This window comes from Chromatiales bacterium 21-64-14, assembly GCA_002255365.1.
Taxonomy (GTDB): domain Bacteria; phylum Pseudomonadota; class Gammaproteobacteria; order 21-64-14; family 21-64-14; genus 21-64-14.
The window spans coordinates 1-13376 of sequence record NCBI01000006.1 but is presented as its reverse complement, the minus strand read 5'-3'; the positions used below and the strand labels follow the sequence as shown (position 1 = coordinate 13376).

The following is a 13376-nucleotide window of genomic DNA, read 5'->3' as shown; positions in this document are numbered from 1 at the left end:
GTGTTGGCGCCAACTGGGAGGGCACCATGGCCGGTACGGTACGGATCCTGTCCATCGATGGCGGCGGCATCCGCGGCATCATTCCCGCCCGCGTCCTCCAATATATCGAGGAACGGGTGGGCGCCCCCATCGCCACACAGTTTCACCTCATCGCCGGCACCTCCACCGGCGGCATCCTGGGCGCCGCGCTATCCACCCCGGGCGCCGACGGCCACCCGCGCTACTCGGCGGCGCAACTGGTCGACCTCTACCGCCGCCAGGGCCGCGCGATCTTCCACCGCAGCCTGTGGCACGGTGTCGCCTCCCTGGGGGGCACAGTGGATGAAAAATATTCCGCCGACGCCCTTGAACAGATCCTGGCCCAGCGCTTCGGCGACGTGGATCTGTCCCAGGCCCTGGTGGACCTGTTGGTGACCAGCTACGACCTGGAGCGGCGCAACCCGCATTTCTTCAAGAGCTGGAAGGCCCGGGGCGAAGAACTGCGCGCGGAGGAATCGGCCGCGCAACGGGAGTTCCGCATGAAGGACCTGGCCCGCGCTACCTCGGCGGCGCCTACCTATTTCGAGCCGGCCCGCATCCGCGATGCCACCGGGGAGACCTACGCGCTGGTGGACGGCGGAGTCTACGCCAACAATCCGGCGATGTGCGCCGTCGCCTCCGCCCGCGTCCTCTACCCGAGGGCGCGGCGCTATCTGATCGTCTCCCTGGGCACCGGAACCGCGGAACGTCCGATCCCCTACGAAGCGGCCAAGGACTGGGGCCTGCTCGGCTGGGCGCGGCCGATCCTCAGCGTGATCTTCGACGGCGTGAGCGATACGGTGGACTATCAGTTGATGCAGCAATACCCCAAGAGCTATTTCCGATTCCAGGTGGATCTGGGCGCCGAGCCCCACCACCCGGAAGGTGCCAATGACGATCTGGACGACGCCAGCCCGGAGAACGTAGCCCGGCTCGAGGCCACGGCCGACACACTGTTGGATGCTCAACGCAAGGTCCTGGGGCGACTGATCCGCCAATTGCGCCAGCCCCCGACTCCCCGTGCCGGGCTCGCACGCCCGTGAGCGACGGCGCGGGATTCCCTCACCCGCGGCGGGCTTGAACCGGGCGCGCGCCGACCCCATCCGTGAGGAATTCCCCACGGCGCAATCCTGCTGCTGGTAGACGTACCGTTGCGCCGGGTCGCGGAAATCGAGGCGCGGGCGCACCACCATCACCCGGAGGCGGTTGTCGGCGGGGTCGGGTGGACCCTCATTCAGTCCTGGATCTGACCCGGATACGGCCCCCACGCAGTGTAGCCCGGGGAAACCGGCCGCACCGGAAACCGTGCGCGGCCGCGCGTTGTTCCACGGTGTCCGCCGTGCTTAAATGCCGGGACCCCTTACCCGCCCAGGTCACCCCAATACGATGAAGAACTTCCAGTGCGAATGCGGGAACATTCTCTACTTCGAGAACACCCACTGTCTGAACTGTGGGCGGACCCTGGGCTATCTGCCCAGGCGAGGCGTGTTGAGTGCGCTCGAACCAGTGGACACACTCCAGTGGCGGGCACTGCATCCCGCGGCGGAGGGGGCCCAGTACCGCCAGTGCAACAACTACCGGCTCGAAGGGGTGTGCAACTGGATGGTAGCCGCGGAGGACCCGCACGCCTTCTGCCTCGCCTGCCGCTTGAACGAAACCATCCCGAATCTTACCGATCAGAAGAACCGAATGCTCTGGTCCCGGATCGAGGGGGCGAAACGCCGCCTGCTCTATACGCTCTCCCAACTCGGGCTGCCGATCACCGGCCGCGCCGAGGATCCCAAAGCCGGATTGCGCTTCCAATTCCTGGAGGACTGGGATGCGGTGGCGGCCGCCGGATTCCCGGATGTGCGCGACCCCTACCGGCAGGTGATGACCGGCCACCATGCGGGTTTGATCACCCTCAACCTGGCGGAGGCGGATGCGGGCAACCGCGAGCAAATACGCGAACGGATGAACGAGTTCTACCGCACCCTACTCGGACACTTCCGCCACGAAAGCGGACACTACTATTGGGACCAGCTGGTACGGGACACCGTGTGGCTGCAGGACTTCCGCGAGCAGTTCGGCGACGAGCGTGAGGACTACCCGGCGGCGCTGGCGCGCCACTACGCCGAGGGCCCGCCCGCCGACTGGCAGGAGCACTACGTCAGCGCCTACGCGTCTTCACATCCCTGGGAGGACTGGGCGGAGACCTGGACCCACTACCTGCACATGGTGGACACACTCGAAACGGCCTGCGACCACGGCTTCGCCATCCACGGCCAACCGGTATCACCACCACCGGTCCCGCCACCGGCCGACGGGGGCCCTCAGTATGCCTCCGGTACCGGGGTCACGGATTTCGACACCTTGGTGAACGACTGGATCCGCCTCGCCCTCGCCCTGAACGCCCTGAACCGCAGCATGGGCCTGACGGATGCCTATCCGTATGTCCTGTCTCACGGAGCTATCGCCAAACTGCACTTCGTACATCAACTGGTGCGCGCGGCGGGCTCCTGAAGCCAGCTCATTCCCAGTCGAAGCGCGGCAACCGGTCGAAGGCGCGGCGCAGCCCCTCGTTCCAACGCTTCTGCAGCGACGAGTAGAGCGGTGACTCGAGTTTCAGCGAGAGGTAGTGGCTCAAGGTCTCGTGATCCTTGAGGTAGACCGCCAACTCGAAGGGCGGTCCCACGGAGATATTGCTGCGGATGGTGGAATCCAGCGACACCAGTGCGCAGCGCGCGGCGTCCTCCAGGCTGGTCTCCGGGGCAATGACACGGTCCAGGATCGGCTTGCCATATTTGGTCTCCCCGATCTGCAGGTAAGGGGTGTCCGCCGAGGCACTGATATAGTTCCCCTGCGCGTAGATCAGATAGATCTCATGGAGCTGGCCGGGCAGTTGCCCGCCCAAGATGAAGGTCGCCTCCACGGTGTCACCGCTGCGTTTTAGTGCATCCGCGTAACGTTCCTGGATCCGGCAACTGATATTGCCCAAATATTGGGCGGCATCAGACAGGTGGCGAACGGTATCCAGGTCGACTTCCACCTCTGGATCCTCCAAGTCCCGCTGCACCTGATTGACCACCGCCTGGGAGGTGGCCAGATTTCCCGCCGTGAGGAGCACAAACAACCGCCCCTGGGGTCGCGCGAACACGTGCATCTTGCTGTAGACGCTCACGTGGTCCACACCCGCGTTGCTGCGCGAGTCGGAGGCGAAGACCAGCCCACCGTTCACCTTGATCGCCACACCATAGGTCATGTCGCCTCTCCGCTTGCTGCCTAAAAACCGCGCTTGTGCCAGCACCACTCCCCTGTTAGCGTACAGACTGGATCTGCTGGGTCGCCATCCCTATGCCCATCCGCTGGCGCGACTACAAAATACGCGGGCTGTACGATGAACTGATCCGCAGCGCGGGCCGGTCCCGGGACGTGGCGCGCCCGCTGTGCAAATATCTCAGCTCTCTCAACGACGCCGAACTCCAGGACCGCAAAGCGGCGGCCGAACTCGCCATTCGCGTGATGGGCATCACCTTCACGGTCTATTCGGAGGAAGGGGGCTCGATCGACCGCGCATGGCCGTTCGATATTATCCCGCGGATCATCCCCAAGGAAGAGTGGGATCGCATCGAGGCCGGCCTGCGGCAGCGGGTTCAGGCGTTGAATCTCTTCATCGATGACCTCTACCACGACCAGCGCATCGTCCAGGACAAGGTGTTGCCAGCGGAGATCCTGGCCAAGTCGAAGAACTTCCGCGCGCAGTGCGTCGGGGTCAACCCGCCGCTCGGGATCTGGGCCCACATCTGCGGGTCGGACCTGGTGCGTGACAAAGACGGCACCGTCTACGTCCTGGAGGACAACCTGCGCGTTCCCTCCGGCGTGTCGTACATGCTGGAGAACCGCCAGATCATGAAGCGGGTGTTCCCGGAGTTGTTCGAACACTCCAACATCTTGCCGGTGGACGATTACCCGTCCCAGCTCTACGACTGTCTCGCATCCCTCTCCCCGCGCCCCATGGAACGGCCCGAGGTGGTGGTGCTCACCCCGGGCATCTACAACTCCGCGTACTTCGAGCACGCCTATCTGGCGCAACAGATGGGCGCGGAACTGGTGGAAGGTTCCGACCTGACGGTTGGAGACGACGACTGCGTGTACATGCGTACCGTGGAAGGACTGTCCCGGGTCGATGTGATCTACCGGCGCATAGACGATTTATTTCTGGACCCGGAAGCGTTCCTGCCCGGCTCCGCGATCGGCGTGCCCGGCCTGCTGCGTGCCTGGAAGCTAGGCAACGTGGCGCTGGCCAACGCGCCGGGCGCCGGGGTCGCGGACGACAAGGTGGTGTACGCCTTTGTGCCGGAGGTGATCAAATACTATCTGGACCAGGACCCGATCGTCCCCAATGTCCCCACCTACCTGTGCATGGAGCGCAAAGAACGCGACTACGTACTGGCGAACCTGGACAAGCTGGTCGTCAAGCCCGCCAACGAATCCGGCGGCTACGGCATGCTCATCGGCCCCCAGGCCAGCCGCGCCGAGCGCAACCGTTTCGCGCGCCAGATCCGCAAGGACCCGCGCAATTACATCGCCCAGCCGCTGCTCACGTTGTCCACCGCCCCTACCGTGGTGGATCTGCACGCCGAGCCGCGGCACCTGGACCTGCGCCCTTTCATCCTCTCCGGCCGCGGCATGTACGTGACCACCGGTGGGCTGACGCGGGTGGCGTTGCGCAAGGGTTCCACCGTGGTGAATTCATCCCAGGGCGGCGGCAGCAAGGACACATGGGTCATGGACGTGGAGGGCGCGTGACCATGCTATCCCGGGTGGCCCAGCAGACCTACTGGATGGCGCGCTACGTGGAACGCGCGGAGAATACCGCGCGCATAATAAACGTCAACACGCATTTACTGCTGGACATGCCGCACAAGGCGACCCCCGGCTGGGAACCGCTGATCGAGATCACCGGCAGCGAGGCCCTGTTCCACAGGATCTACCCGGAGGTGACGGAACGCAACGTGGTGCGTTTCCTGATCGGAGACGAAACCAATCCCGGCTCGATCCTCAGTTCCATCGCCAAGGCCCGCGAGAACGCGCGCACCATCCGCGATATCATCCCCCGCGAGGCTTGGGAACAGCTGAATGCCTTGCATCTGATTACCAAGAGCGGCCTGCAAGCCGGGCTGTCCCAGCGCCGGCGGCATGAGTATCTGCGCGACATCATCATGGGCGTGCAGCAGATCACCGGGCTGCTGGCGGGCACCATGACCCACGACCACGGTTACGATTTCCTGCGCATGGGGCGCAACTTGGAGCGCGCCGACATGACCACGCGCATCATCGACGTGCGCTCCGCGGACCTGTTGCCCATGGAATCCGGCAGCCTGGGACCGTTCGAGACCATCCAGTGGATGAGCGTGCTGAAGTCGCTCACCGCTTATCAGATGTACCGGCGCGAGGTGCAGGGGCCGGTACGCCGCCGCGCGGTACTCGCGTTCCTGTTCCAGAGCCGCCAATTCCCGCGCGCGCTATATCACTGTCTCAGGGAGGCGGAGAGCTGCCTGCAGCATCTGCCCCGCAACGATACGCCGCTGCGTACCCTGGCGCACCTCCAGCGCACGGTGAACGAGGCGCAGGTGAACAAGCTGGAACAGCAGGATCTGCATCGTTTCATCGACGACCTGGAACTCGGACTCGCGGACCTGGACCGCCAGATCGCGACCACCTATTTCGACTTGGCGACTACCGCCGAGACGCCGGCCGTGGCGGCACAGCCGAACGCGTGAGGCCGCGGGCCCGAACCGACGCGAGGGAAAAACGGATGCACCGGATCGTAATCGCCCTTGGGTGCTTGGGACTGGCGTATTATTTGCGCCGGGAATTGAGGCGCACGGCGCCGGTGCGTGAGGAACTGCGCCGCGCCCGGGCGTCCCGGGTGCCAGTGCCGGTAACCCGGCCCCGCTGAGGCGACCGGCCAGGCCGCGGGCCGGAGCGCCGCCTATCCGCGTCCCGAGAATATCCCGGTCGGCGCGCGGCAACCACCGTCGAAGAGCGTCATCTCCCAGCGTCCCGAATCGGCATCATGGCGCAGGATGTAGATGCCCGCATCGTCCCCCTGCACCTTGAAGTAGCGCCGCTCGGGCGCCAGCCAGCGATCGATGATCTCCAGGACCTCCACCGGCCGCTGCCCCAGATAGAAGCGGTGTGGTTCCTGCTCCCCGCAGTAGCCTGCGTAACACTGTACCCGGATATCCATGGCAACCCCGGTGCGAGCTCACGGTCCCGTTACAATGAGACCGTGGGCGGAGCGCGGTGCGGGAAGCGCATCGTCCGTCAGAATTTATCATACCCCAGGGACCGCCGCCCGGTCCGGTCTGGAGTATACTGTCTACAGGGTCCACGGCCCGCGAGGACACCTGAGCCGTAGTGGTGACGTGCCAGTCACGGCCCTGGAGGTACCCATGCAGCATGTGCGCCGAACGGCGGGTTTTGTGCTTGGGATCGCCATGACGCTCGCCGGCATGGGTCCGGCAGGCGCCGTGGACGTGTATAAATGGGTGGATGGGGGCGGGATCACCCACTATAGCCAGTTTCCACCGGCGGACGCCACACCCGCGCAACGCCTGGTCCTTCCGGCGGCGCCTCCCGACACCGGCCGCGCGAACGCCCACTCGATCTTACGTCAGGCGCAGCGGCTCGCTGCGGAAAACCGCGCGGCGGCGGTGCGACCACCACGGATCTCCGTTGCCAAACGCCAAACGCCGCAGCCCACGGCGCTCCCCTCAGCGCCCAGCGAGGCGCAGCAGGGCTACGTACCATTCTATGTGCCCGTGGTGCCCTACCCGGGCGTATACTCACGACCCTTCCGGTCCCACTCGCGCTGGCACCGGCGTCACGATCGCGACTTCCGGTTCGACGTCCCGCCCGGCGCCGTTTCGTTCGGCGCCTTTGATCCCGTCCGCCCCCCGACACCCCCTGCCCCCCCGGCCACCAACTCCCTGGGCAGTGTCCTGACGCGCAACCTTCAGTCCCGTTAGGGGGTCTGGAGCGACGCCGCCCCCCCCCGGAGGGGATTTCTGACAAGCGGTGCAGGGGAATGCCGCACCGGGGCGCAACCCCGCGCGCCCGTGCCGCGCCGACGCTCACGGGCCACCGGTCTCCCGCAGCGTCAGGGAATTGCCGCGGTGATACCGGTAGCGAATTGCCAACCGGCTGATCTGACGCGGAAAGCACCGCGCCGCGCAAAATTGGCACGCGGGTTGCTAGGATAATAGGGGCGGTAACGGGCCCTGCGTAGGGGCCCGAAACCGGACTAAGGCGCGCGCCGTATGTCAAGGGATTGCCCTCGGCGGGCGCTTCGTGGATGGTAGAGATACCGCCGCGCGCAAACCTGGGAGTCTGACGGCACGCGCGCCGGGGCACTGGACGATAACGGAACACCGCGCACGGAACGCGCTCAAAGAACGGCGTGGGTTTTTTCCGGACAGAACTTTCCGGAGCCGCCTGGATCAATGCAGTAAAACGTGCTGTTGAACAATGAAAAGGTCTCAGCGAAAAACAACAACAAAAGGGGCAGGCACGATGATGAGTTGAGTCAACGCAATCGATCATCAGGAGGTCAGTCATGACCGAGAATTCGCCCACGTTCGCCGAGCTGATCGAAAAGGATCGTTCCCACCGGGAGAACCTGGAGTGGCGCGGGACCTTTCTGGAATACCTGGAGAAGGTCAAAACTGACCCGAGCAACTGCAAGCTGGCCCACACGCGTCTCTACGATGCCATCGTCCGCAACGGCATCTCCGACATCTCCGAGGCACCGGATTCCAGAACCCGGATGCTGTTTGGCGACGAACCCGTAAAGCTCTACCCGTTCTTCGCCGGTGAATTCTTCGGCGTCGAACGCACGCTGTCCCAGATCGTACGCTACTTCCATTCCGCCTCCATGCACGGCGAGGAAAGCCGCCAGGTCCTCTATCTGATGGGCCCGGTGGGCGCCGGCAAGAGTTCGCTGGTCGAACGCCTGCAGCGCGGGCTGGAACAGTGCGAACCTGTCTACGCCATCGACGGCTGCCCGATGGCCGAGGAACCCCTGCACCTGATCCCCAAGCACCTGCGGGAAGAATTCGAGAAGATGCTCGACGTGCACATCGAGGGCGAGCTGTGCCCGGTGTGCAGGTTCCGCCTCAAAGAGGAATTCGGAGGCCACTACGAAACGGTGCCGGTAGCGACCGTGCCCTTCTCGCGCCACGACCGCCGTGGCATCGGCGTCGTCCCGCCGGTGGATCCCAACAACCAGGACACCTCCGTACTGGTGGGTTCCGTGGACATCTCCAAGCTCGACACCTACTCCGAGGGCGACCCCCGCTCCCTGGACCTTAACGGCGCCTTCAACGTCGGCAACCGCGGCATGACCGAGTTCATCGAGGTATTCAAGAACGAGCCCGAATATCTGCACACCATGATCACCGCCACGCAGGAGAAATTCATCCCGGCACCCGGCCGCCACGGCACCGTCTACGTGGACAGTGTGATCGTGGCCCATTCCAACGAGGCCGAGTGGCAGCGGTTCAAGGGCGATCCAACCAACGAGGCGATCCTCGACCGTATCGTCGTCGTAAAGGTGCCCTACAACCTGCGCCTGTCCGAAGAAATCAAGATCTACCGCAAGCTGCTCGATCGCTCCGACTTCCGCGAGCACATCGCGCCGCACACCCTGGAGCTGGCCGCGATGTTCGCGATCCTCTCGCGCCTGGAACCCAGCAACAAATGCGACCTGATGACCAAGTTGCGCCTCTACAACGGCGAGGAAGTGGTTGAAAAGGGCAAGACCGTAAAGATCAACGTGCGTGAGCTCCAGGAGGAGGGTCGGCGCGAGGGGATGTTCGGCATTTCCCCGCGCTTCATCATGAAGGCCATCGACAATGCGCTCGCCGAAAACCCCGAGGGCATCAACCCGATCAACGTCCGCGAGGCGATGATCAACATGGTCAAGGCCGCGGATAGCTCTGATGATACCCGCAAACGCCACCTGGAATTTCTCCAGGATACCCTGCACAAGGTGTACCTGGAGCTGCTCGAAAAGGAGATAACCAAGGCCTTCGTCTACTCCTTCGAGGAGCAGTCCGACGCGCTGTTCCAGAACTACCTCGATCACACCGAGGCCTACGTGAACAAGGGCCGCGTCAAGGACCGCAACACCGGTGAGGAACTGCAACCCGACGAGGCGTTCCTGAAGTCCGTGGAAGAACAGATCGCCATCGTGGGCACCGCCGCCCAGGGCTTCCGGCAGGAAGTCATGGCCTATTTATGGGCCAAGAGCCGCCGTGGGGAGAAGGTCAGCTACCAATCCTACGAGCCACTGAAAGAGGCCATCGAGAAGAAGCTGATGAGTTCGGTCCGGGAAATGAGCCGGGTCATCACCAAGGCGCGCACCCGGGACGAGGAACAGGCAAGCAAGTACACGGACCTCATCAATGCCCTCGTCCAGCGCGGTTACAATGAGCACTCCGCCGAGATGGTGTTGAAATACGCGGCCAACAACCTCTGGAAAGATTGAGCTTCGACAGGACGGGACGCCGAAATGACCACCACTGTCTTCCGCCCGTACTCCGAGTCGGATGCGCTACGCTCCGACCGGAGTGCGGGTGATCGCCTGCGCCATCGCCACAAGGTGCGCGACGCGATCCGGAAGAACATCGCCGATATCGTGGCCGAGGAATCCATCATCGGCCAAAGCCGCGACAAGATCATCAAGGTCCCGATCCGCGGAATCCGCGAGTATCGCTTCATCTTCGGAGAGAACGAGCCCGGTGTCGGCACCGGGGACGGCAAGACCGAGCCCGGTCAAGTCGTCGGCGACGCCGCCCAGGACGGCAATGGGATCGGGAGCGCGGGCAACCGCCCGGGTGTCGACTACTACGAGACCGACATCACGCTGGAGGAACTCGTCGACATCATGTTCGAGGATCTGGAACTCCCGGACCTGGAACGCAAGAAGCTGCGGGAGATCCAGGCAGAGAGTGCGCGCAAGCGCAAGGGTTTCCGCAAAGTGGGGGTCCGCGCGCATTTGGACAAGAAGCGGACCGCCATGTCGCGGTTGCGGCGCCGGATCGCCACCCGCAACGTGCCGCCCGTGGAAGGCCATGCCAGCCGTTTTCCCTTTCACCGCGACGATCTGAAGTACCGCCGGCTGGTCGCGGACCTGCGGCCTCAGTCCAACGCGGTGGTGTTGTGCATGATGGATACCTCCGGCTCCATGGACACCATGAAGAAATACCTGGCGCGCAGTTTTTTCTTCATGCTGTATCAATTTGTGCGCACCCGCTACAACAACGTCGAGGTCGTGTTCATTGCCCATGATACCCGCGCGCGGGAGGTAAGCGAGGAGGAATTCTTCACCAAGGGCGAATCCGGAGGCACCATGATTTCCTCGGCCTACCACAAGGCCCTGGAAGTCATCCAGGGCCGCTACCATCCGAGCCTGTGGAACATCTACGCCTTCCACTGTTCGGACGGAGACAACTGGCCTCACGACAACCCCGCCACGCTGGCCACCGCGCGGGAGCTCACCACCCTGTGCAACCTGGTCGGCTATGGCGAGATCAAACCGCTTAACTCGGGGTCCTATGGAGACTCCTTGCTGGAGTTATTCGATGAATTGGACGCGGACAATTTCCACGCCCTGATGATCGAGAACAAGGAGGACATCTGGCCGAGTTTCCGCATGTTCCTGTCACGGGAACGCACCCCGGAAACGGCGGACTGAGACGGTAGCCACAGATGAGCGCGACGGCAAGCTGGAACGTCAAGGATCTCGAATACTGGGATGCGCGCATTCGGGAAAAAGTCGAGGAGTTCGGCCTAAGCTGCTTCGGGCAGGAATTCGAGGTCTGCGATCACGAGCAGATGCTCGGCTACATGGCTTACCACGGCATGCCGGCCCACTACCCCCACTGGTCCTTCGGCAAGTCCTACGAGAAGCTCAAGACCCTGTATGACTACGGAGTCTCGGGCCTGCCCTACGAGATGGTCATCAACGCGAACCCGGCTCTCGCCTATCTCATGCGCGACAATTCCTTGTGCCTGCAGGTCCTGACCATCGCACACGTATACGGGCATAACGATTTCTTCCGCAACAACTTCATGTTCCGTGATACCCGGCCGGAACTCGCGCTCAATCACTTCAAGCTGCGCGCCGAGCGCGTGCGCGGTTACGCGGAAGACCCCTCCATCGGGCTGCAAGCGGTGGAACAGGTGCTGGACGCCGCCCATGCCTTGTCGATGCAGTGCCGGCACCACACGGCGATCCGTAAGCTCACGCACCACGAGCAACAGGAGCAGGCCGCCGCCGACCCGCCGCGGGATCCGTTCGAACGGATCCACAAACGCCGTGAACACCAGATACCCGATCTGAACAAGATACCGCTCGAACCGGAGGAGGACATCCTCCTGTTCATCGCCGAGCACAACGAGTACCTGGAGGACTGGCAGCGGGATCTGCTGCGGATCGCCCATGAGGAGGCGCAGTATTTCATTCCGCAGATGGAAACCAAGATCATGAACGAGGGGTGGGCCAGCTACTGGCACCACCAGATTATGAACAGCCTGGATCTGCCCGAGGCCCTGCACATCGAATTCCTCGTACACCACAATCAGGTGATCCGGCCGCATCCCGGCGGACTCAACCCCTATTACCTCGGGTTCAAGCTCTGGCACGACATCCAGCGCCGTTATGATGAGCCCACCGAGGCGGAGCTCGCGCGCAACGGCGCGCCGGACAAGAGCGGTATCGATAAACTGTTCGAAGTCCGGGAGACCGATCGCGACGTGTCATTTCTGCGCCGCTTCCTGACCGAGGAAATGATGCGCGAGATGGACCTCTTCGAGTACGTGCGCAAGGGCGACAAGATGGTGGTCTCCCAGGTGTCGGACGAGGACCACTGGGAACGCGTCAAGGACACGCTGCTGCGCAACGTGGGGATGAACGCCACCCCCGTGATCCGGATCCTCGACGCGGACCACGGCCACAACCGCAACCTCTACCTCAAGCACGAGCACGACGGTCGCGATCTGCAGCAGGAATACCTCGAAAAGACGCTGCGCTACCTCTATCAGCTCTGGGGCCGGCAGGTCCTGTTCGAGACCTTGGTGCAGGACAAATCGGTCACTTACACCTACGACAGCGACGGTATCGCCCGCCAGGCCGGCTGATCGGCGCCCCGCCCCGCCGCCCTGCTCGCCTACGCCACGAAGGAACGGATTCCCCCATCCCGTGTCCAATGCCCCGCGGGCGGGCGGTCGTGCGCCGTTCCCGAACCTGGACCCGGGCGGACCACGCACCGAACCAAGACCGCCGGCACGCACCCGTGTATCCTCTCTAGCCACGGGACACTCACGGGGACCGGAACATCACCCTGCAAGGAGGAACACCATGAGCAATTCCGCGGACGGCGCAAAGCCGCTGGCGGGCCAGCGCGCGCTGGTCACCGGCGCCAATTCGGGCATTGGGGCGGCAGTGGCCGTCGGACTGGCAGGCGCGGGCGCCCGGGTAGTAGTGAACTACGTCACCGCCGAGGACCAGGCGATCGCGCTGGTGAAGGAGATCACTGCCGCGGGCGGCGAGGCGATGGCGATCCACGCCGACGTCAGCAAAGAGGACGAGGTGCAGGCCATGTTCCAGCAGACCTGCAAGGCCTGGGGCAGCGTGGATATATTGGTGGCCAACGCCGGTCTGCAACGCGACGCGCCGTTCACCGAAATGACGCTCGCGGACTGGAACTTCGTGCTCGGCGTGAACCTGACCGGACAGTTCCTCTGCGCCCGTGAGGCGGCCCGCGAGTACCGCCGCCGCGGCGTGGTGCCGGAGCTGTCCAGCGCCGCCGGAAAGATCATCTGCATGTCCTCGGTCCACGAACAGATCCCGTGGGCGGGGCACGCGAACTACGCAGCCTCCAAGGGCGGCATCTCGATGCTGATGAAGACCATGGCCCAGGAGCTGGCGCAATATCACATCCGGGTAAACAGCATTGCCCCGGGCGCGATCCGCACGCCGATCAACCGCTCGGCCTGGGACACCCCGGAGGCCCTGAACCGCCTGATGAAGCTGATCCCCTACGATCGCATCGGCGAGCCGGAGGACATCGCGCGCGCCGCGGTGTGGCTCGCCTCCGACGCGTCCGATTACGTCTGTGGCGCGACCCTGTTCGTGGATGGCGGCATGACCCTGTATCCGGGCTTCCGGACCGGAGGATGAACCAGGCGCCCAGCGCGCGCAGACCATAAGAAGGGAGGGAGCACCCCATGACTGACACGCCCCTGGAATCCGCCTACCGGCTCTTGGACAGCGCGGTCATGCGCTACCAGGACCGCCCGGTGGGCACCGT

At 64.0% G+C, this 13376-nt stretch carries 11 protein-coding genes; 9 read left to right on the top strand and 2 right to left on the bottom strand.

Going from position 1 to position 13376, the window contains the following annotated elements; genetic code table 11:
- The first annotated feature begins 26 nt into the window (after positions 1–26).
- Positions 27–1061, top strand: coding sequence for a hypothetical protein (locus tag B7Z66_05010; GenBank protein OYV77208.1), 1035 nt, complete (start codon positions 27–29; stop codon positions 1059–1061).
- Between the two features lie 343 nt (positions 1062–1404).
- A complete protein-coding gene (locus tag B7Z66_05005; GenBank protein ID OYV77207.1) occupies positions 1405–2520 on the top strand; it encodes a hypothetical protein in 1116 nt (371 codons plus the stop codon).
- Between the two features lie 7 nt (positions 2521–2527).
- On the opposite strand, the gene B7Z66_05000 is transcribed toward B7Z66_05005, so the two are convergent.
- Positions 2528–3259 (bottom strand): peptidase, encoded by a 732-nt coding sequence (locus B7Z66_05000; GenBank protein OYV77206.1) that lies wholly within the window; start codon positions 3257–3259, stop codon positions 2528–2530.
- A gap of 92 nt (positions 3260–3351) precedes the next feature.
- Between B7Z66_05000 and B7Z66_04995 the strand changes: the two genes are divergently transcribed.
- The gene (locus B7Z66_04995) at positions 3352–4806 is read left to right on the top strand and encodes a hypothetical protein (GenBank protein OYV77205.1); all 1455 of its coding nucleotides are present in this window, start codon (positions 3352–3354) and stop codon (positions 4804–4806) included.
- Between the two features lie 2 nt (positions 4807–4808).
- The gene (locus tag B7Z66_04990; GenBank protein ID OYV77204.1) at positions 4809–5780 is read left to right on the top strand and encodes a hypothetical protein; all 972 of its coding nucleotides are present in this window, start codon (positions 4809–4811) and stop codon (positions 5778–5780) included.
- Between the two features lie 212 nt (positions 5781–5992).
- Here B7Z66_04990 and B7Z66_04985 read toward each other — a convergent pair whose 3' ends face one another.
- The gene (locus tag B7Z66_04985) at positions 5993–6250 is read right to left on the bottom strand and encodes a hypothetical protein (GenBank protein ID OYV77203.1); all 258 of its coding nucleotides are present in this window, start codon (positions 6248–6250) and stop codon (positions 5993–5995) included.
- 205 nt (positions 6251–6455) lie between these two features.
- Between B7Z66_04985 and B7Z66_04980 the strand changes: the two genes are divergently transcribed.
- From B7Z66_04980 to B7Z66_04960, 5 genes are all read left to right on the top strand, one after another.
- Positions 6456–7031 (top strand): hypothetical protein, encoded by a 576-nt coding sequence (locus B7Z66_04980; protein OYV77202.1) that lies wholly within the window; start codon positions 6456–6458, stop codon positions 7029–7031.
- A 587-nt stretch (positions 7032–7618) separates the two neighbouring features.
- Positions 7619–9550: a serine protein kinase gene (locus B7Z66_04975; protein ID OYV77201.1), complete on the top strand. Its 1932-nt coding sequence runs from the start codon at positions 7619–7621 to the stop codon at positions 9548–9550.
- A gap of 24 nt (positions 9551–9574) precedes the next feature.
- Positions 9575–10759 carry a sporulation protein YhbH gene (locus B7Z66_04970; GenBank protein OYV77200.1) on the top strand — a complete coding sequence of 395 codons (1185 nt, stop codon included), beginning with the start codon at positions 9575–9577 and terminating at the stop codon, positions 10757–10759.
- 14 nt (positions 10760–10773) lie between these two features.
- The gene (locus B7Z66_04965; protein OYV77199.1) at positions 10774–12204 is read left to right on the top strand and encodes a stage V sporulation protein R; all 1431 of its coding nucleotides are present in this window, start codon (positions 10774–10776) and stop codon (positions 12202–12204) included.
- 220 nt (positions 12205–12424) lie between these two features.
- The gene (locus B7Z66_04960; GenBank protein ID OYV77198.1) at positions 12425–13246 is read left to right on the top strand and encodes a sugar dehydrogenase; all 822 of its coding nucleotides are present in this window, start codon (positions 12425–12427) and stop codon (positions 13244–13246) included.
- Positions 13247–13376 lie beyond the last annotated feature (130 nt).

Excerpts from the sequence above, each read along its gene's own strand:
- B7Z66_05010 (OYV77208.1), top strand. The coding sequence starts at position 27 with ATGGCCGGTACGGTACGGATCCTGTCCATCGATGGCGGCGGCATCCGC.
- B7Z66_05005 (OYV77207.1), top strand. The coding sequence starts at position 1,405 with ATGAAGAACTTCCAGTGCGAATGCGGGAACATTCTCTACTTCGAGAAC.
- B7Z66_05000 (OYV77206.1), bottom strand. The coding sequence starts at position 3,259 with ATGACCTATGGTGTGGCGATCAAGGTGAACGGTGGGCTGGTCTTCGCC.
- B7Z66_04995 (OYV77205.1), top strand. The coding sequence starts at position 3,352 with ATGCCCATCCGCTGGCGCGACTACAAAATACGCGGGCTGTACGATGAA.
- B7Z66_04990 (OYV77204.1), top strand. The coding sequence starts at position 4,809 with ATGCTATCCCGGGTGGCCCAGCAGACCTACTGGATGGCGCGCTACGTG.
- B7Z66_04985 (OYV77203.1), bottom strand. The coding sequence starts at position 6,250 with ATGGATATCCGGGTACAGTGTTACGCAGGCTACTGCGGGGAGCAGGAA.
- B7Z66_04980 (OYV77202.1), top strand. The coding sequence starts at position 6,456 with ATGCAGCATGTGCGCCGAACGGCGGGTTTTGTGCTTGGGATCGCCATG.
- B7Z66_04975 (OYV77201.1), top strand. The coding sequence starts at position 7,619 with ATGACCGAGAATTCGCCCACGTTCGCCGAGCTGATCGAAAAGGATCGT.
- B7Z66_04970 (OYV77200.1), top strand. The coding sequence starts at position 9,575 with ATGACCACCACTGTCTTCCGCCCGTACTCCGAGTCGGATGCGCTACGC.
- B7Z66_04965 (OYV77199.1), top strand. The coding sequence starts at position 10,774 with ATGAGCGCGACGGCAAGCTGGAACGTCAAGGATCTCGAATACTGGGAT.
- B7Z66_04960 (OYV77198.1), top strand. The coding sequence starts at position 12,425 with ATGAGCAATTCCGCGGACGGCGCAAAGCCGCTGGCGGGCCAGCGCGCG.